The sequence below is a fragment of the Paenibacillus peoriae KCTC 3763 genome, from assembly GCF_000236805.1.
Lineage (GTDB): Bacteria > Bacillota > Bacilli > Paenibacillales > Paenibacillaceae > Paenibacillus > Paenibacillus peoriae.
On sequence record NZ_AGFX01000012.1, the window covers coordinates 1 to 19,012 of the forward strand.

General features: G+C 41.2%; 17 protein-coding genes and 1 pseudogene. 2 read left to right on the forward strand and 16 right to left on the reverse strand.

Annotated elements, in window-relative coordinates:
* Positions 1-1,162 precede the first annotated feature (1,162 nt).
* From KQI_RS0106685 to KQI_RS0106725, 9 genes and pseudogenes are all read right to left on the reverse strand, one after another.
* Positions 1,163-1,414, reverse strand: coding sequence for a hypothetical protein (locus KQI_RS0106685; protein ID WP_010345969.1), 252 nt, complete (start codon positions 1,412-1,414; stop codon positions 1,163-1,165).
* A gap of 5 nt (positions 1,415-1,419) precedes the next feature.
* Positions 1,420-2,621: pseudogene (locus KQI_RS29770) on the reverse strand (WXG100 family type VII secretion target).
* Positions 2,622-2,786: 165 nt separating this feature from the next.
* Positions 2,787-3,059 (reverse strand): DUF6809 family protein, encoded by a 273-nt coding sequence (locus KQI_RS0106695; protein ID WP_010345972.1) that lies wholly within the window; start codon positions 3,057-3,059, stop codon positions 2,787-2,789.
* A 320-nt stretch (positions 3,060-3,379) separates the two neighbouring features.
* A complete protein-coding gene (locus tag KQI_RS0106700; protein WP_010345973.1) occupies positions 3,380-4,501 on the reverse strand; it encodes an alpha/beta hydrolase in 1,122 nt (373 codons plus the stop codon).
* An 18-nt stretch (positions 4,502-4,519) separates the two neighbouring features.
* Entirely contained in the window at positions 4,520-4,972 is a 453-nt protein-coding gene (locus KQI_RS0106705) for a MarR family winged helix-turn-helix transcriptional regulator (protein ID WP_029390051.1), read from the reverse strand.
* Between the two features lie 125 nt (positions 4,973-5,097).
* Positions 5,098-5,874, reverse strand: a complete 777-nt coding sequence (locus KQI_RS0106710; protein ID WP_010345975.1) for an AraC family transcriptional regulator — start codon at positions 5,872-5,874, stop codon at positions 5,098-5,100.
* A gap of 25 nt (positions 5,875-5,899) precedes the next feature.
* A complete protein-coding gene (locus tag KQI_RS0106715) occupies positions 5,900-6,475 on the reverse strand; it encodes a LysE family translocator (RefSeq protein ID WP_010345976.1) in 576 nt (191 codons plus the stop codon).
* A 135-nt stretch (positions 6,476-6,610) separates the two neighbouring features.
* Positions 6,611-7,303 (reverse strand): pseudouridine synthase, encoded by a 693-nt coding sequence (locus tag KQI_RS0106720; protein ID WP_010345978.1) that lies wholly within the window; start codon positions 7,301-7,303, stop codon positions 6,611-6,613.
* Between the two features lie 124 nt (positions 7,304-7,427).
* On the reverse strand, positions 7,428-7,622 hold the full coding sequence (locus KQI_RS0106725; protein ID WP_010345979.1) for a DUF3934 family protein: 195 nt from the start codon (positions 7,620-7,622) through the stop codon (positions 7,428-7,430).
* 189 nt (positions 7,623-7,811) lie between these two features.
* On the opposite strand from KQI_RS0106725, the gene KQI_RS0106730 reads away from it, so the two are divergent.
* On the forward strand, positions 7,812-8,240 hold the full coding sequence (locus KQI_RS0106730; protein WP_010345980.1) for a VOC family protein: 429 nt from the start codon (positions 7,812-7,814) through the stop codon (positions 8,238-8,240).
* Between the two features lie 72 nt (positions 8,241-8,312).
* Here KQI_RS0106730 and lepA read toward each other — a convergent pair whose 3' ends face one another.
* Entirely contained in the window at positions 8,313-10,118 is a 1,806-nt protein-coding gene (gene lepA / locus KQI_RS0106735; protein WP_010345981.1) for a translation elongation factor 4, read from the reverse strand.
* 423 nt (positions 10,119-10,541) lie between these two features.
* On the opposite strand from lepA, the gene KQI_RS0106740 reads away from it, so the two are divergent.
* Positions 10,542-10,973: a hypothetical protein gene (locus KQI_RS0106740; protein ID WP_010345982.1), complete on the forward strand. Its 432-nt coding sequence runs from the start codon at positions 10,542-10,544 to the stop codon at positions 10,971-10,973.
* A 67-nt stretch (positions 10,974-11,040) separates the two neighbouring features.
* Here KQI_RS0106740 and KQI_RS0106745 read toward each other — a convergent pair whose 3' ends face one another.
* The 6 genes from KQI_RS0106745 to KQI_RS0106770 form a co-directional block, all read right to left on the reverse strand.
* Complete coding sequence (locus KQI_RS0106745; protein ID WP_010345983.1) at positions 11,041-11,964, reverse strand: phosphotransferase family protein; 924 nt, start codon at positions 11,962-11,964, stop codon at positions 11,041-11,043.
* 179 nt (positions 11,965-12,143) lie between these two features.
* On the reverse strand, positions 12,144-14,165 hold the full coding sequence (locus KQI_RS0106750; RefSeq protein ID WP_010345984.1) for an NAD(P)/FAD-dependent oxidoreductase: 2,022 nt from the start codon (positions 14,163-14,165) through the stop codon (positions 12,144-12,146).
* 294 nt (positions 14,166-14,459) lie between these two features.
* Positions 14,460-15,335: an N-carbamoylputrescine amidase gene (gene aguB / locus KQI_RS0106755; protein ID WP_007430414.1), complete on the reverse strand. Its 876-nt coding sequence runs from the start codon at positions 15,333-15,335 to the stop codon at positions 14,460-14,462.
* A 29-nt stretch (positions 15,336-15,364) separates the two neighbouring features.
* Positions 15,365-16,396, reverse strand: a complete 1,032-nt coding sequence (locus KQI_RS0106760; RefSeq protein ID WP_010345985.1) for an agmatine deiminase family protein — start codon at positions 16,394-16,396, stop codon at positions 15,365-15,367.
* A 165-nt stretch (positions 16,397-16,561) separates the two neighbouring features.
* Positions 16,562-17,113: a phosphodiesterase gene (gene yfcE / locus KQI_RS0106765; RefSeq protein ID WP_010345986.1), complete on the reverse strand. Its 552-nt coding sequence runs from the start codon at positions 17,111-17,113 to the stop codon at positions 16,562-16,564.
* Between the two features lie 224 nt (positions 17,114-17,337).
* Complete coding sequence (locus tag KQI_RS0106770) at positions 17,338-18,753, reverse strand: glycoside hydrolase family 1 protein (protein ID WP_010345987.1); 1,416 nt, start codon at positions 18,751-18,753, stop codon at positions 17,338-17,340.
* Between the last annotated feature and the right edge of the window lie 259 nt (positions 18,754-19,012).

Below are 19,012 nucleotides of genomic sequence, written 5' to 3' on the forward strand. Positions count from 1 at the left end.
GCGGGTCCTACTGCTCCTGCCAGCCCTGTCGATCCTGCGGGTCCTACTGCTCCTGCTGGCCCTGTCGGTCCTGCGGGTCCTACTGCTCCTGCCGGCTCTGTCGATCCTGCGGGTCCTACCGCTCCGGGAATTCCTTGAAAACCTTGTGGCCCTTGCTGGCCTTGAGCACCTGGAACTCCCTGAGGCCCTTGAGGTCCCTGAGGTCCTTGTGGGCCTCGGATCCCTTTAACAATAACCTTCGGCAAAACTTTGACTTTTTTAACAATACATCTTCTAAATTTTTTCCGATGTCTTTTCTTTTGCAAATAATAGTGTCGAAACATAGTTAATGATCACCTCCAAAGTCTAGTCAAAAATAGCTTATTGTGCAATTAACCAAAAAGATTGGACTATTGACTTCATTTGGGGAAAGATAGGCCAGCGCGTCCAGATCAAACAGTTCTGCTGGCAGTTCGCTTTCCGGAAATGTTTTTAAAGATCTGAATAGACATCAAGAATGGATATAGCGGGTTATGATTACGCTGATAGATACGCATTATCTGCGGGTACATAACCTTTTCATTTTTTGTCAGTTTTGGCAGACATTTAATATGGGAGTAAAATTCCTTTCTTCTGCTTCTTCTTCAAAACATTCAAACCTCTCAAAAAGGCAATAAAAAAAGTCACTCAAATGAGTGACTTGTACCTGCCTATGTTTTTACAGCACCAAAGTATCACAGACGCTTATTTAAAACCCGGAAAAATAAACGATTAAGCCCTGATAAGCTGACTTTTGCTCACTTTCTCGATATTACTCAATTTGATTTTCCTCATGATTTGTTCTTTGGAGCCGTATCTATGTACAACTACTTTTTCGTTTACGTGTTCTTTATAAAGTAAAACAAATGCTCCCATTCTCAAAATACTTTTTACTTACTTTCCCCTTAACATAATCTAAATTAGTTACAATTTACTCAACTCAAAGTTAATAGTCAATATCTTCAATCTAACTAGCAGACTTCCTCAGCCATAGGAAAGCCTTCTGTCTACACATGTTTCCCAAGCCTATTCTACACCCCTTGTAATGAAAAAAGTAACTCCTCATGTGAGAGCTACTTTTAAGAAATCATAATGGTTCCATTTGTTTTCTAGGATTCTTGTGAAGGCAGTTTATATAATCCACTTACGACTCAATAGTCGTTTTTTCTACAAAGTTTCCTTTCTCTTTAATAATCATTCTAGCCAACCTTCGTCCCGCTCTCTTAAAGAAAAATTCGTCAGCATAATTCTCTGAAACTATCGGAGCAATTTGATTTATGACCTCATTTTTTTTGTCATATTCTATTTTTCCCATTACATCTTCACTTGGTCCATAATTATATACAACTCTTTCTTCATCTTCATATTCTTTTAACATGATTATATATACCGCCATTAATCTCACTCCTCATAGATCTTTTCCCAATTCCATGGTTTTCCAGATTCTATAGTTTTATCATGTGCTGTTCTATAATTCGTATGGAATATGCCTTCAAACCTCGATTCAAAAAGCTCATGATGTAGTAATTGTACATCAGAATCCACATATTTCCCATCAATTAACCTCTCCCACGCTTGTGATAATTCAAAGTCCGGGTCAAATCTCCCGACTCCATGATCTTTAATGTGGGTATTGTTAAAAACATGGTCTTTAATTCTTTGAATTCTATTTTCTGAAAAACCAGTGTTTTTAGCAATGGCTTCTACGTCTTGATTTCCTAAGTTCCTAAATTTTTCGTACAACTCCTCTGCAATAGCTTCTTCTTTAAAAAATTGCTCCGGAGAAATATTACGAGCACCAGTTTCAGCATAATTAAATTCGTTTGATTTTATATTAGAAGAGCGCTGTTCGCTTTCTTTTAAAATATTGGTTGTACTCTTAGCACCTTTATACTTAACAGACCCTTCCAAAACATTTTTTGGCTTAATCAGTGCTTTGGTAGTCGTTGAGCCTATCACAAACCTGCTGTACCAATCATATTTGCCATATGTTCCTTTGACCATGCATTGGTGGGATTAAATGTACCCTGAATCATACCCGTCACACCAAATGTAGCAAAATTGAGTTTGTCGTTCCATGAATTGTTTTGCACTGCTGCTCTGTCCATGTAACCTTCATACATACCCTTGGGAATACCGTACGTCATATAATCCATGAAACTCCAGAATGAATCAAATTTTTTCTCATATCGTACCGAATTAGCGGCTACAAAATCCTGACCAAGCTCCGTTAAACTATCCGCCGATTTCTGGAGCGCATTTCGTGTATCTTGAACAGGAACTGCACAAGTATTCGGTGGAGGTGGCAAGCAACTTGGGTCTAGATTCCCATCCTCCATCAGATCAGCTAATCTGAATTTATCCGCATGATGGCGCAATTCTTTTGCAATCGAATCTGTTAGTGTAACAAAGTCAGCCATATTCTTCTGAGATGTTTGGAATCTATAATAGAATTGCTCCTTCGTTATTCCCTCCCAAAATCGTTCCATAAACGAAATATGCTGCGATAACTGACTATTCATTTGCATCGCGGTTTGCTGTGCAAGCTCAAATTTCTTAGAGACGGATATAAGTTGTTCAGGTGTCACTTTAATGGTTGTCATAATTTACCTCGGTTTAGGTTCGTTAAGACATAATAACATTATTCAAATTTATGGAAAACCATCTCCACTCCTAATTGTTATAAGAATAAGAAGACTTAATCCCTATGACCTCTGACTTATATTTATCAGATGCAGCTTCTTCTTAATTATAAAAAAGTACTTCTATCAATAATTTTTCCCATCAAATATTTCTAACATCATCAAAACTCCCGTTTTGTACCCAGAAATATAATCCGAAGCAGACAATATAGAAATTAGGACATCATTTAAATCGGATAGTTCTTCAATTAACCTATAATCTTGTTCTGGCAATCTTGCTTTTAGAGTTTCCATAGAAGCGGATATTTTCTGATGGGTTAGTTCAAGTTCAGGGTTCTTCGGTTTGATTCGTTCACTTGGATACCATTTGCCGTAATATAAATCCTCCAAGATACTCATTTCATCTTCTCCTTCTTGGTATAGACTTTGCGTGAATTCCGGATTCGTAGATGCATTTTGTTCCCCAAAAATAAGAATATCCTATTGGAAATATCAATATTGAATTTTAGCGAATATTTCACTAGGAATAACTGAAGGACTACTGGCCTATTTCCACCAAACAAACACAATTAATCCAATTCATAAACTAACGACTTAATCTGCAATGAAACGGTTAAAAGAGCCAATTTAATTGACCTAAAGCAGGCTTTAAAGAAAAAAGGAACCTCCATAAATGGGGCTCCCTTTTTTAATAAAATAACATAAATATTTAGAATAGCTTATTTATTAAGCAATTTTTTTGTTACCCAGGTTATAGCTGCATTATTGACATCTTCACCCTGGCCACCGTGGGGAGCTTTAGAGTTAGACATAAAAATATTTTCGACTCCTGCATGGTTAAGAGCATCTCTAAGTCTCCAACTTTGTTGAATAGATACTAAACTGTCACGTCCTCCATGCGCAATAAACATGGGTGGATCATCTGAAGATACATAATTTATAGGACTTGCCATTTCCGCCAACTTTACTTTTTCCCAATAAGGAGAACCTGTTTGTTTTTTATCCCGAATATCTCTCAGGACTGCCACACCTTGTCCTTCTTTATCAAATCCAAGAAGTTTGGCTTCAGCTGCTCGTGGAGAGTCATGTGTTTCAGCTGCCTCCTCAAGAGATTGCAGGGTTGGGTCCATCTCAGGTCCCATGGTAAACATATCTGTTGGACCGTAAAAATCAACTGCAGCCATTACTTTGCTTGAATACTCAAGATTGCCCCCAACATCACCTTCAAGCTCTTTTATATCACTGGTAACAGCGAGTTCGGTAGCCAGATGTCCACCTGCAGAATTTCCTGCAACTGCAATTTTTTCTGGATCAATACCGTATTCCTTAGCATGTGCACGCAGATATCTGATACTGCCCTTAACATCATAAATGGGAGCCGGGAAAATAGCTTCGCCACTTAGCCGATAATCTATGGAAACGAAAGTAATTTTATTCTCTAACACTTTTTTAAAAACTTGATATGCTGAATCTGTAGCCACTTGATCTGTGGCTCTACCTGTCATTTGTGCTGGGCGATTTGGTGGTGCGGCTGTTTCCTTTTTTGCATCTTTAGGAGCATCATCGCCCTGATAGTCCCCTATAAGCCATCCTCCTCCATGAACATACACCAAGACAGGAGTTGCTTCGGTTACACCCTCCGGCTTGAAGATGTTCATTTTTAGCTCTTTTTTCTTTCCATCGTCATTAGTTACGGTTGCATACACCACATCTTTATAGGTAGGAGCCATACGAATAACATCTGTAGGAGGACTTTCAGCAGCTACGAAGCCTTCCTTTTGCGTGGCAAAAGCCAATGTTGCTAAAAGTGCGAAGGATACCATTCTTAGTTTTTTATTCATACTCTCTCTCCTTGATTCTCACTTTTTTTCATTCTCGCATTCTATCAGGTTATCTAAAGTTCTTATCAAGAAACTTTGATACAATGCTATTTCATCCTCGCTAAATCCCTTGTAAAAAGTCTCTCCGACTTCATCAATAATCTTTTTGTTCAATTCCACCAGATTTTCATTTCTATTCACTACTTTAACTATTGTTTTTCGTTTGTCTGTTTGGCAAGGCATAAAACTGATATGTCCTGCTTTTTCCAACTTACTTAATATACTCGTTAAAGTTGACTTTTGAAGATTGGTAATCCTTGAGATTTCATGTATAGGTATTTCGTCTTTCGCCCAAAGATAAAACAAAATTCTTGCTTGTGTTGCTGTTAAAGTATCAACCTCAGATTCCCTGTGTTTTCTTGAAACTATTCTAGCCAGCAATGCATCTATGGATGCTGATAAAAAAACAGATCTTCCTTTTATAATGCCCATTTGCACCTCCATTATTTCAAAAAAAGTACCATACCGTACTAAAATTATAGTTCGATATGGTACTATTTTCAACATGTATTTTTTGAATGTTTGCAATCATTATCTCTTACGACCTGTAGCTCCCCTCAATTTATATGTGACATATATTCAAATGCTGTTGTTCCATATATGCTTTTAAAGTGTTTATTTAAATGGGTTAAATCAACAAAACCACATTCTGCTACTGCTGAATAAATATCTCCACTTTTTTCTATTAACTGCTTGGCACGTTCTATCTTACAGTTAAGAAAGTATTGGTATGGTGACATTCCAGTATGAGCATTAAATAATCGGATAAACTGGAATTTCGATAAATGAAGCTCTTTACATATCTCGTCAAGTTTAAGTACATGTTCCAAGTTGGCATGAATCATATCCTTCGCTATCCTAATTAGAGCGTTATCTTTCTTATCGCCTGTAGAAAGATTAGTTTGAAACAGGCTATCCGTCAGGGATAAAAGTAATTCGCTACACAAAGCCTCATCTTTTTCGCTTAATATGGCATTAGAAAGACTTAATATTCTTTGTTCAAGTCTATAATCATACACAATAGGAGTTGAAAAACGTACGATATCCTTTTTCTCAATAATCTCTAAAAGCAATTGTGGCTCAATATATAGCATGACGTAATCAATGCCCACCTCATTATGTGCCATTCCGTCATGTGCCTGTTCTGGATTAAAGAGCATAACACCATTTTGATAGGATAATTGCAGGCTGCCATCCAAGTTATACTGTTGAATACCACGCAATGTTACGCCTATTGCATACTCCTTGTGAGAGTGCTTCTTATACTTAAATTCAGTCATACTTGCTGATAATGCAGTAATACCTGCTGATTTTTTATAGATAAATTTGTCCATTTCAATCACCTCTAACTAAGCTCACCTACATCCATATCATTATGGCAGCATAAGCTAAAAATAAGGCCATTATTACATTAACAATCTTTTTATGATTCTGTAAAAACTCCTTGAAGATTGTACCGAAAAGAACCCATGTCACAAATGCTAAAAATCCAATAAGAGTTATAGCGACAATACTGATCATCACCGCAGGTATTGCGATATAGTGAGGCATAATAAAACTAGGAATTACAGTCATTGTAAATAGCACTACCTTTGGATTTAAAAACTGCATAAGGAAGCCTGACATAAAGGTAGCCGTTTGGTTTACGGTTGGATTGGATGTATCCATTTTGTAAACTTGATATGCGAGAAAGAACATATAACAGCTTCCGATTATCTGCATAACAATTAAAATTTTCGGTATGATCGTTATAAGCATAGTATTCAATATTGCAGAAATAACAAGTAATAAACCAAAAGCAATAGTTGCTCCATACGTATATTTCATTGCTTTTTTTGCACCAAAATTATGCACTGTGGACAATATGACGATATTGGTAGGACCTGGTGTAAAAGTGGCAATAAAACAGTAAATTAAAAAAGATGTAATATTCATGAGGAAAACTCCTTTTAACGTATTCTCATGAATATTACATCTTAAGATAAATGGCATATAGTATATTATTGCAGGTAGCTTATGACAACAAGGTTGAACTAATCGTAGTCACATTAATAGTTTTTGTTGTATCCATTATTTCAATTTAGCAAGAAGCAACTCCAATTCCTCCCTGTCTAAATGTCTCCATTGCCCCCGTTCCAGATGATCCAAGGTAATATTCATAATTCGGACACGCTCCAGCTTTAGTACTCTATATCCCAGAGCCTTGCACATTCTGCGAATTTGCAGATTCAACCCTTGCGTCAAAATAATGCGGAACTCGTATTCGCTTGTACGATCAACCTTGCACGGTTTGGTCATGACGTTCAATATTTCAACACCGCGAGACATGGCCTGCGTAAATTCATCTGTAACAGGTTTGTCTACAGTTACTACATATTCCTTCTCGTGGCCATGCTCGGAACGCATCATTTGATTGACGATGCTTCCATCGTTCGTTAATAAGATGAGCCCCTCTGATGCTTTATCCAGTCTGCCAATGGCAAAAATACGTGAAGGGTAATTGATATAGCTAATAATATTGCCAGCCACCTGCTCCGCTGCCGTACATACAATGCCGACGGGCTTATTTAGCGCCAAATATACAGGCTCACTACGATTAACTGGAATAGCTTCCCCATCGATCAGCACAATATCCTGTGGCTCTACATGAGCCCCTGCTTCACAAACCTTGCCATTAATCGTAATTCGCCCGGCGTTTATCAACCTGTTCGTTTCCCGACGTGAGCAGAATCCCGTTTCGCTTATGTACTTGTTAATTCGCATGCTACACCTCATTTACGTCATAGTATGAGATATATGAATATCTACATGGATTCATTAAAAAACATCTGATTACGTATGCATAATCAGATGTTCGCCTTTGAAGACAAGCCTATACATGCTCGGCTTATTTACTTCTGCCGCTACCTTTGTTCCCACTTGATTTGGCGGCAACGCCACCTTTTGCAGCGCCTGACGCTGTGCTTCCCGGTGCGCTTGAAGCGCTTTTTCTCCTTACAGGCTTCGCTGTTTTATTCCAGCGTGTCCAGCCCTTACTGCCTGTACCTCGGCCGGTTCCGCCGCCCTTGCTTTTTGCACCCATTTGATCACTCCAATAGTCGTCATTCAGATGTAACTACGCTATCATACCATTACTTTTGGCATAATGCCTGCTTGTTTTGAAAATGAAGCAATAAATCGAAAAAACGTGGTATTTATGCTTCTGTACAGGTTAATAATGATTGGTGAGAATTTAGCCTGTTAAGAAATCAGCCATAAAGGAGTGCAGCAGATGTCTGTTGATGTTTATCTTAATTTTAATGGTAACTGTCGTGAAGCAGCAGAGTTTTACGCAGAGGTTTTTGGTACGGAGAAACCAAAAATCATGACGTTCGGTGAAGCACCGCCCAATCCCGATTACCCTCTACCGGAAGAAGCGAAAAACTTAGTCATGCACACACGGCTCAACATTGATGGAAGCAACGTGATGTTTTCAGACGTTTTTCCCGGTATGCCTTTTGTTGCTGGAAATAACATCAGCCTCGCCTTCGTCAATAAGGATGAAGAGAAAATCAGATCGGTCTTTCACAAATTAAAAGAAGGCGGGACCGTAAACATGGAGCTTCAAGAAACATTCTGGAGCAAATGCTACGGGAGCCTCAAGGATCAATTCGGAATCGAATGGCAATTAAGCCATGACAATGGAATGACCGACAGTTAGCCTTGTATATTGTTATACGACGAATAAGCCCTCGCAAGCTATTCTGATTGAATGCTTTGTGAGGGCTTATTCTCAGTCGTTTCCTATATTGATATCCAAAATAGAATTAAATACTTCCTGCGGCAGTTGAATGTTCATATGTTCCATATTTCGTTTATTTATATTTTGTCTGCGCAGCAGTGCCTGCTTTTTTGAAATGCTTTTTTTATCGCCGCTGACTGCCGCATTTTTACGCAATGGAGGAACATCTTCTCTGGCAATCACGATGCCTTCCACTACTACCTGCACAGGCATAGGATAGAGTTTCCTTGGAATCGTATGCTTTAATTTCAATACCAAGTCTGCAGCAACACGATAAGCATCTTCCCGGTGTAATATAAACGCCAGGGCGTCTATCTTAACATAATTCACAAGGATATCCATTTTAACCAGATCAGCTTCACGATAGTCCATAAATTGTACATCCATCGTGGCATAACCGTGTGATAGGGACTTTAATTGATTAAAAAAATGATATGCAATTTCAGAAGTAGGTATCTCATAGTGTAAAATGGTTTGGTTCACCTGATAATTCAAATCAATAAAAATCCCTTTTCGACTTGTAGCCAACTTCATGATATCGCCTACATATTCTTCTGGCAAAGTGATCGTCACAACCGCATAAGGTTCCTTCACTGCTTTTATCTTATCGAAGGTCGGATAATAGACCGGGTTATTTATCCATAGGTCCTGACCGTCTTTGGTTACGACTTGATAGGTGACATTGGGGGCGGTAATGAGTACGGTCAAGCCATATTCTTTTTCCAAGCGTTCTCGTATAATTTGTAAATGCAGCATCCCCAAAAAACCACACCGAAAGCCCTTCCCTAACACCTCAGAGCGTTCTTCCTCATACCTGAAGGATGAATCATTTAAAGCAAGTCTATGAATCGCATTTTGAAAGTCTTTATCATTGTCATCACTTGGAAACAAGCCTGCATATACCATCGATTTGGATTCCTTGTAGCCTGGTAACGGCTGTTGGCTTGGATCAGTTGAGGTTGTTAAGGTATCGCCAATCTTTACTTTTTGCACTTCCTTTAGTCCGGTAACAATATAGCCAACTTCACCTGCATGTAGAACATCGGTTGGCTGCATATGGGGTAAAAACACCCCCAGTTCCGTTGCATTGAATTCTGCTTGCGTCGCCATAAAACGAAGAGTCTTATCCTTACTTAGCGTTCCTTCGAACAAACGAATATAAGCAATGACTCCTCTGAACGGATCATACTGCAAGTCGAAAACCAACGCCTTTAAAGGATTGTCGGCTGTACCCGTAGGTGCGGGGATCACCGAGTGAATACGCTCCAACACTTTATTAACGCCCTGACCGGTTCTTGCAGAGATATATAGGACATCCTCTTCTTTAAACTGCATCATGTCAATCAGTTGCTGGCAAGTTTGCTCTATATTGGCATTAAAACAGTCAATTTTATTAACCACAGGTATAATGACCAGCTCGTTTTCCACCGCTATGTTGTAATTGGCAATGGTTTGGGCCTGAACACCTTGCGTGGCATCTACTATCAATAGGACGCCTTCGCATGCAGCCAAGCTTTTCGAAACTTCATACGAAAAATCAATATGTCCTGGCGTATCAATCAAATTATACTGATATTTATGTCCATCCATTGCTTCATGGAAGGTACGCACTGTTCGTGACTTCACTGTAATTCCATGCTCTCGCTCGACATCCATGGAATCCAGCAGCTGTTCTTTCATGTCTCTCTTCGAAACAGTTAGAGTCTTCTCTATAATCCGGTCCGCCAATGTCGATTTCCCATGATCAATATGCGCGATGATCGAAAAATTCCGTATATTTTTGGATTGAATTTTCATTTTTATAAAACTCCTCTAATTTGTATTATTCAAATAATTAGAGGATTGTTGCAATCCCCTAATAGGATGCAACACCAATGGTTAATACAATTAAAGTAGGAAAATACATTTGTTTCACTCCCTTATTTTATGTAAATTTATATATCTATTTTTATTTCACATTTTAGTATAGTCATGTATCTTTGTCCATTAGCATGAATTCGAAACGCAATCACAAGCGATAATGCTCTGTAGCCGCTTCATCCGTTTCCCTTCCTTTCACATTCTCCAACTCATTTTATCAAACAAATATCACACGCAAAGGTGTTGCAATAAGAAGTGAAATTCTTTTTTTACCAACCATTAACAATTATTTATCTAGCCAACGATAATAGGATTAGAGGAGATTCTCCCTCGACATTTCAAACTGGAGGAGACAAGCAAATGAATAGAATGTGGACGAAAGCATCGGCTATTCTATTATTAGTGGCATCCCTGTTATTCAACGGAACGTATGCACTCGCGGCTTCGGCAACATCAACGTATATCGTAACGTTTCAGCAGGCAACCTTGGTATCCAATGATCATGTAGGCAACGATTGGGCCATTGCTGCTCAGGTGGCTGGCAAGTCTATTAGTGAAGGAAACAGCGTAAAAGTCAAGGTCAAATCGGGTGGCAGTATCAAGCTATACGCATATGCTGAGGAACAGGACAAAATCCCTGATGTAGGCGAAGTCAGCAAGAATGTAAAGGTCTCCACGATTTCTGCCAAAGGTTCTACCGTTAAGTTAAGAGTCACGGTTACTGAAAACCGTGGTCGTTATTCAGGTAATCAAGCTGTGTGGGAATTTACGTATAAAATGAAGAAACAATAATAGAGGATGTAAAAACAGACCGTCACTCTGAGGAGCGTCGGTCTTCACTTTTTAATGGAACTCTTGCTTAATCACGGTAACTCGGCAAGTACCATCTGGGTATATAGGTTTGAAAGTAATCATACGCCTCCAAAACCTCCTCAGCTCGCTGAACCATATCGTCCACTTCTTTTTTTCCAAACGGAATTGCCCAATGGATGGATGATATCTGGTTGCTTGCAATATACAAAGCCATTAATTTAAAAAATAGATCAGGTACATCGTTGTTAAAGTAACCGTGGATACGGCCCGATGCGAATAAGGGGCTTCGTGCCGTACACCAGGTAATACGATTGAATTCCTCCCAAGGGTCTCCATAATCCAGTCTATTAAAATCAATAACCCCCAGTTCACCAGATTGCGTAACCACCAGATTGCCTACATGATAATCACCGTGCTGAAATGTCCGGGGACGATTGTCAAGTAGATGACGGTTTTGCTCAATATAGCTGATGGCTTGATCTGCTCCTCTTAAAAGAACACCGCATGACTTATAGTTTCTTATATATCTGTTGATTTTGGCATTATAATATTCGGCCCATGGCGCTTGCGCTTGATCTTGCTCCGCAGGGATTCCGTGTATTTTGCTTAATATTTCTCCTGCCCGAAACCCGAATCGGTGCTGGTCCGCAGCATTTAATGTGGGAATGACTTGTTCCGCTTCCTCCCCATTGATCCAGGTAAATAAGGAGTATACAGACTGTTCGTTGTTGCAAATTCCATAATCGAGCGGCCGGGACATTAAAATGTCCTCCAAATGATCCAGCTTTTTTACAGTTTCAAACTCACGTTGCTTTCTTTCCAATTGGGTTATGTCCGAAATTTTCAGCAGCAATTCTCTGCTGTTGTTGGTCTGAACATAATATTTCTTATCTTTAGACCAGCCTTTATGAATCTCTTCCACATTGCTCCACGTCCTGGAACCCGGAATTTCACTAAAGATTTGATTCATGCAACACCTCCCACGGTCTTCCCTTATCCTTCCATAGTTTACCTTTAGATTGACAAGAAAATCAATACTTCCTGTATCCGTGTGCGCCCAATAAAAAAGGTTGAAAAGACAGCACTGTCTCTTCAACCCTGTTAGCAAATGAGCTGCCATAATCATACTAAATCCTTTATAACGCCAATTTAATAAGCAAACGAAAACTCATTTTTGAATGCGTCTACCCGTTGAATCGTTTTTAAAATATTTCGTCCTTCGCGGGTGCCATCTATAATACGACGAGCTTGCTTGCTATCCCCGATATTAACAACTTCCACTTGATGTTCTTTACCATATTCGAGCAAGCTATCCATCAGCGGACTAAATGAACGCATGCCCAAGCATACGAACCCAAGGTCAAATGGAATCTCAAACTCCTGTTCGCCATGTTTTACTTTAAAGCAGTCGCTGCACACCTCTGTCAAAGCCGTTTCTGTATGGACGTTCACTTTCCGCTCCTCTACCATTTTCATCATGGAAATTCGCGTAATCATATCCAGGTCTTTGCCCAGTAACGGCATCATCTCAATGATGGAAACTTCCTGTGCCCCACGTTCTGCGTAATATTCGACGACATCCAGCCCTACAGCTCCGCCACCGACTACAGCAATGCGTCTGCCTTCAAACTCCCGGAACTTCTCTATATTGTGCAAAAGATCAAAGATGGAGAACACTTTGGTACCTGGCTTGCCCAGTTGCTCATGCAAACCTGCAATGGGTGGAAGCAGCGGTGTGGCCCCCGTGGCATTGACAATAATATCAGGCTTCAAAGCCGTAATCATCGGCAGATCAGCCCGGGTACCTGTGAGAATATTCAGATTAGTTAACTGCTTGGTGCGCTGAATCAAATAATCAGGGAAGTCGTTGATACGTGTTTTGTCAGGCAAACGGGCAATATCACGAGCCAAGCCGCCCAGCTCTGCTTTTTCTTCAAAAAGGGTTACTTTGCAGCCCACTTCAGCTGCCGTACAGGCCGCTTCCATCCCCGCAGTGCCTCCGCCAATAACAACAACATGGATGCTGTTCTTAACACGTTGTTTACGGTATTCAGCTTCCTTGAACAGATCAGGATTTACCGTACAGCAGATCGGTTTACTTTTGGAAATCCGGTGATCGGCACAACCGATGTTACAGGAAATACATTTTCTAAGCAAATGCTCGTAGCCGTTCTGTACTTTAACCACCCAGTTGGGTTCTGCGATCAGTCCTCTACCCATCGCCAGAAGATCAGCGTCGCCTCTCGCCAAAATATCCTGGGCAACCTGCGGACTCCGAATATTACCTGAGGTCATCGTGACCTTTCCGAACTTTTCTTTTACCGCTTTGGCCATATAAGAACGCCAGCCATCCGGCAGATTCATTCCGTCAATCTGGAACTGGATGGAATCATTCAGAGCGGCAGACACGTTCAAAATATCTACTTCATCATTCAGATACTCCAACAACTCCAGTGTGTCTTCCAACGTGTTGCCGCCTTCTGTAAACTCCTCCGCACTAAAGCGCAAGCATATAGGGAAAAATGGACCAACCACCAAACGAATTTCATCAATGACTAATCTGGCAAAACGGGCGCGGTTTTCTGCGCTGCCGCCAAATTCATCCGTACGCTTGTTATACATTGGAGATAAAAATTGACTCAACAAGTAGGAATGTCCCGCATGAATTTCAACACAGTCAAATCCGGCTCGTTGCGCTCTTCCTGCTGCTTCTCCGTATTTGCGTACAATGGCGTAAATTTCTTCTTTTTGCAAAGGTCTAGGAATCGTTCCGCCCTTTTTCGATGGGATATTAGAAGAAGATACAGGCTGAACTCCGTTCAATCGTCCTGCATAAGCAGAAGCACCTGCATGGTTAATTTGTACGGAAACACAAGCTCCATAAGAGTGTAATGCTTCAGTTAATCTAAACAGCCCGGGAATAAATTGATCATTATCCATACGCAGCTGGGTTGTTCCGTTCGTACCCATTGGGAAATCCAGACAAACATTTTCTACGGTGATCAGGCCGGTCCCCCCTTTGGCCCGTTGCACGTAATAATCAATATGATCCTGAACAAAGCTCCCATCCATAGCAGCAAAGTTAGTTCCCATTGGAGGCATTACAATCCGGTTTTTCAACGTCATACGCCGTATGGTCAGAGGTTCAAAGATAGCAGGATAGTGGTTCATTGTTCTTCCTCCTTGCAAGTTTTCAAATTTCATTTTCAGGTTTTCATTAAGGGATTCTCATATGTGATTTTTTTCACTTTAAAGAATATCGAGGTTTTGTTGAGTACGATCATTCCTTATGACTTGATTTTATATCATGCGATCCATAAATTCTAATGCTATTTTATGTACAAAACTATAGTTTTTATCTATAGATCATTGGAGCTAGACACCAAAAAGGAACAAACCGATGAGGAATGTTCCTTTTGTGCAGACAAAGATTATACTTCTATTTCTATCTCTTTTTCTATTCCACTACAATTTCAATTCACCATCATAGGTAGCAATCATTTTGTACAGTTCTGGACGACGGTCGCGGAAAATTCCCCATTCAATCCGTCCTACTTCCAGCTCATCCAAATCAAATTCGGCAGTAAGCACTTCCTCATCGGTACGGCCAGCTTCTGCTATCTTGTTACCTTGAGGCCCGGCAATAAAGGACGATCCGTAGAAGTTGATACTCGAATCCTCATCTGTTTCAGTTCCAATACGATTGGAGGCAATGACGGGAATCAGATTGGAAGCAGCATGACCCAGCATGCAGGTCTGCCAGTGGTCCTTGGAGTCAATGGAAGAGTCCTGTGGCTCTGAACCAATAGCTGTCGGATAGAACAAAATTTCTGCGCCCATCAGCGCCATACAACGAGCTGCCTCAGGATACCATTGATCCCAGCATACACCGACTCCAATTTTGGCATAACGTGTATTCCAGACTTTAAAACCGGTATCGCCCGGATTAAAATAAAATTTTTCCTCGTACCCCGGACCGTCCGGGATATGGCTTTTGCGGTATTTACCCAACACTTCACCGTCCGCATCAATTACAGCCAGGCTGTTGTAGCGCGCGTAGTTTTTCTTCTCATAAAAACTGATTGGCAGCACCACCTGTAATTCCTTGGCGATCTTTTTGAAATGGTTAATCGCCTTGTTGTGCTCGAGCTCGGTTGCATACACATAATAATCAGACTTTTCCTTCTGGCAGAAATACGGAGTCTCGAACAATTCCTGCAGCAAAATAATTTGCGCGCCTTGCGCCGCCGCTTCACGTACGAGTTTCTCTGCTCTGCTTATATTTTCTTCGATATTGGTAGAGCAGCTCATTTGGGTTGCTGCTACTTTTACTTTTCTCACGTTAGTCCTCCTCTTTGATGTTGTATCGCTTAGCGTTTTACAGCAGGCATCTGCTGAGTCGTGCAGTGTACGTTGCCGCCTTCACGAATCACCGCCATACCATCTACAGTGCGGATCGTGCGATCCGGGAATACTTTGGCCAGCACCTGCTGGGCTGCAAGATCACTCTCAGCAGCAGTGCCGCCAAACACCGGCAAAATAATACCGCCGTTCACAAAGTAAAAGTTAATATAGCTCAGTGTCAATCGGCTATCTTCATAATCCACACGCGGCGGCTGACCGATCCGAATCACTTCCAGCTTGCGACCCTTGGCATCCGTTGCTTGCTCCAGAATACGCAAATTTTCCTGTGTAATTTCGTAATTTTCATCCTCAGGATCATCGCATACTTGCATAATGACCTTACCTGGAGCAGCGAAGCAAGCAATATTGTCCACATGGCCGTCCGTTTCGTCACCACTCAGTCCACGCTTTAGCCAGATGATTTTCTCGGCACCTGTGTACTCGCACACGTACTTTTCAATATCTTCTCTGCTTAGCTCCGGATTGCGGTTCGGATTTAACAGGCATTCTTCCGTTGTAATCAGTGTGCCCTCGCCATCTACATGCAAAGAGCCGCCTTCCATCACAAGCGGTGCATCAAACCGCGGAATTCCAAGCTTGTCCAAAATTTGTGGTGCAACCTGATCATCCAGATCCCAAGGAGCGTATTTGCCGCCCCAGGCGTTAAACTTCCAGTTCACACCTGCCAGCTGGCCATGCTCGTTCGTGAGAAAGGTGGGACCGTTATCGCGCAACCACGCATCGCTGTGCTCAATCGGCAGCAGTTCCACCCTTTCCCCAAGTTCAAGCGCCTGAACGCTCTCCAGATCAGCCGGATTTACGACCACAGTAACCGGTTCAAATTCTGCCATAGCGCGTACAATTCCAGCGTAGCCTTTACATACAGCGGCATGCATATCCGGGTAAACCATAGAAGACTGTACCGGCCAGGAAATATACGTGCGTTCATGCGACGCCCATTCAGGCGGCATCTTATAATGTGAATCCTTAATTTGCATGGATTGAAGCTCTCTTTCTTTTTCATAATATGGAGCCTGACCTATGACTGAACAACGTTGTCTAATGAACATGCGGACAGACTCCGCTCCTATCATACAATAATATGATCTTTGTCTCAATCAGAGCCTAAAAGTTTTGAATGTTTTACATTCATATGGGAGTAATTACTTTGAAAATGTGATGGCTTTAAGTGTATTTCCTTCAAAATCCTTTACTGTAAACTGTGCTTCTTCCAGTACAGCATAAGATGGCGGATAGTTTTCCTTTGGCAACGAGATGGAGCCCGGATTTAGAACGAATACGCCTTTCTCTACATCCGCCACCGGAATATGGGTATGTCCCTGTATGAATATATCCCCCGCTTCCAGTGGAGGTAAATTCTCGATACTGAAGCCATGCCCGTGGGTGACATAAATACGCCGCCCTTCATGGTATAACAGGGCATAATCGCCCATCATCGGAAACTCAAGCAGCATTTGATCCACTTCTGCATCGCAATTCCCGCGGACAGACACCGCAATATGCGGCTTGTACTGATTCAGCAAAGCAGCTACTTCTGCTGGGTTATATCCTTCCGGCAGCTGATTGCGCGGCCCATGATACATATAATCTCCGAGCAGGACCAGACGGTCGGCTTTCTCCTCCCTGAACTTTTCCAGCGCCAGCTGCAACCAGTGCAGCGAGCCGTGAATATCTGATATACACATCAATTTCATGATTGTTCTTTCCTTTCTGAATAGGCCATTGTAAATTAGAAAATATTCCTCTTACGTCCATTATTACATGATTCCCTGAACAAATCTGTGCAAAAATGGGTTTCTTCTCGTTTGGTTGCTAATGCCCAAAAAATTAGCGACCGCTTCCCCGTAAAAGAGCAGAAGCGGTCGCTACGTAAAACCTTCATTGTTATTTAAAACTAAATCACTGGTTTATTTATAAATTAACGTTTCAAGCTTTGGCCGTTCGTGGCAATAACCTCTTTGTACCAGTGGAACGATTTTTTGCGGTATCTTTCAAGTGTACCACTGCCATCATCATGACGGTCTACATAAATGTAGCCGTAACGCTTTTTAAGCTGCGCGGTCGAAGCGCTGACAAGGTCGATACAGCCCCAAGACGTGTAACCCATAACCTCTACTCCGTCCTCAATCGCTTCCCCAACTTGAACCAAATGATCATTCAGATAGTTGATCCGGTAGTCATCTTCAACGGTTTTTTCACCTTTTTCATTGGTGATAAGCTTGTCGACGGCGCCCAAACCATTTTCAACGATGAAAAGTGGTTTTTGGAAGCGATCATAGAACGTATTCAGCACATAACGCAGGCCTTGCGGATCAATTTGCCAGCCCCACTCACTAGCCTCAAGATGCGGATTGCTGACACCACCGAGGATGTTACCTTCACCCTTGAGTTTTTTAGCTTCGTCAGCCGTCTCACAAGTGCTCATGTAATAGCTGAATGAGATAAAATCAACCGTATGCTTCAAATCTTCGGCATCACCCGGTTCAAAATGAATCGTGATTCCTTCCTCTTTAAAGAAGCGTTTCATGTAGCCTGGGTATTGACCTCTTGCATGAATGTCCGCAAAAGCCATGTTTCTGTGATCAAATTCCATTGCAGCAATCACATCGTCTGGATTAGGTGTCAACGGATAAGTAGGCATGCTCAGCACCATACAACCGATTTTGAAATCAGGGTTGATTTGATGACCGATTTTTACCGCTCTTGCACTCGCTACAAGCTCATGGTGAATAGCCTGATAAAGATCTTGCTCACTAAGCTGATCTTTAGGTGTGCTGATCCCGCCACTCATGAATGGAGCTTCAAGAATAGAGTTGATTTCATTGAATGTCAACCAGTATTTTACTTTATTTTTGTAGCGTTTAAATACAGTCGTAGCATAGCGCTCATAAAAATCAACCAGCTTGCGGTTTACCCAGCCGTCGTATTCTCTGGACAGATGTAAAGGTGTCTCATAGTGAGACAATGTAACGAGAGGCTCAATACCATATTTATGAAGCTCGTCAAACAAATCATCATAAAATTGCAGGCCTTTTTCGTTAGGCTCCAGCTCGTCACCCTTAGGAAAAATACGCGACCAGGCAATGGAAGTACGGAACACTTTAAAGCCCATTTCGGCAAAAAGCTTGATATCTTCCTTGTAATGGTGATAAAAATCAATACCAATCAACTTCATATTATCTTCTGTTGGCGCATCGGTAACCGGTCCCCAACCACCACGAGGGGTTACATCCTGAATGGACCAGCCTTTTCCATCTTCTTGATAAGCGCCTTCGAGCTGATTCGCAGCAACTGCTCCGCCCCACAGGAAATCTTTTGGAAACTGTGTACTCATGTTCTCTCCGCCTTTGCTGATATTTTTTCATTAACAAGGATGGGAATCGTTTCCTCTATGCTAATGTGTTCTAAAATACTTCTAATTGAATCATAAGTATTGTAACGCGTTTCATGTCAAGTATTTTTTGAAAAAGGAAATGAACTGCTAAAGCTTTAGTATCTCACGAAACTTTCCGTTTATTCCAAAGCTTATAATGTAGAATCTTTCATCATGTTATACTATGGATAGGAAACAAATTTTTAGTACGGCATCTGGG

What these genes read in the sequence shown, in the direction of transcription:
- KQI_RS0106685 (WP_010345969.1), bottom strand. Translation starts at nt 1,414, where the DNA reads ATGGCGGTATATATAATCATGTTAAAAGAATATGAAGATGAAGAAAGA.
- KQI_RS0106695 (WP_010345972.1), bottom strand. Translation starts at nt 3,059, where the DNA reads ATGAGTATCTTGGAGGATTTATATTACGGCAAATGGTATCCAAGTGAA.
- KQI_RS0106700 (WP_010345973.1), bottom strand. Translation starts at nt 4,501, where the DNA reads ATGAATAAAAAACTAAGAATGGTATCCTTCGCACTTTTAGCAACATTG.
- KQI_RS0106705 (WP_029390051.1), bottom strand. Translation starts at nt 4,972, where the DNA reads ATGGGCATTATAAAAGGAAGATCTGTTTTTTTATCAGCATCCATAGAT.
- KQI_RS0106710 (WP_010345975.1), bottom strand. Translation starts at nt 5,874, where the DNA reads ATGGACAAATTTATCTATAAAAAATCAGCAGGTATTACTGCATTATCA.
- KQI_RS0106715 (WP_010345976.1), bottom strand. Translation starts at nt 6,475, where the DNA reads ATGAATATTACATCTTTTTTAATTTACTGTTTTATTGCCACTTTTACA.
- KQI_RS0106720 (WP_010345978.1), bottom strand. Translation starts at nt 7,303, where the DNA reads ATGCGAATTAACAAGTACATAAGCGAAACGGGATTCTGCTCACGTCGG.
- KQI_RS0106725 (WP_010345979.1), bottom strand. Translation starts at nt 7,622, where the DNA reads ATGGGTGCAAAAAGCAAGGGCGGCGGAACCGGCCGAGGTACAGGCAGT.
- KQI_RS0106730 (WP_010345980.1), top strand. Translation starts at nt 7,812, where the DNA reads ATGTCTGTTGATGTTTATCTTAATTTTAATGGTAACTGTCGTGAAGCA.
- lepA (WP_010345981.1), bottom strand. Translation starts at nt 10,118, where the DNA reads ATGAAAATTCAATCCAAAAATATACGGAATTTTTCGATCATCGCGCAT.
- KQI_RS0106740 (WP_010345982.1), top strand. Translation starts at nt 10,542, where the DNA reads ATGAATAGAATGTGGACGAAAGCATCGGCTATTCTATTATTAGTGGCA.
- KQI_RS0106745 (WP_010345983.1), bottom strand. Translation starts at nt 11,964, where the DNA reads ATGAATCAAATCTTTAGTGAAATTCCGGGTTCCAGGACGTGGAGCAAT.
- KQI_RS0106750 (WP_010345984.1), bottom strand. Translation starts at nt 14,165, where the DNA reads ATGAACCACTATCCTGCTATCTTTGAACCTCTGACCATACGGCGTATG.
- KQI_RS0106760 (WP_010345985.1), bottom strand. Translation starts at nt 16,396, where the DNA reads ATGCAAATTAAGGATTCACATTATAAGATGCCGCCTGAATGGGCGTCG.
- yfcE (WP_010345986.1), bottom strand. Translation starts at nt 17,113, where the DNA reads ATGAAATTGATGTGTATATCAGATATTCACGGCTCGCTGCACTGGTTG.
- KQI_RS0106770 (WP_010345987.1), bottom strand. Translation starts at nt 18,753, where the DNA reads ATGAGTACACAGTTTCCAAAAGATTTCCTGTGGGGCGGAGCAGTTGCT.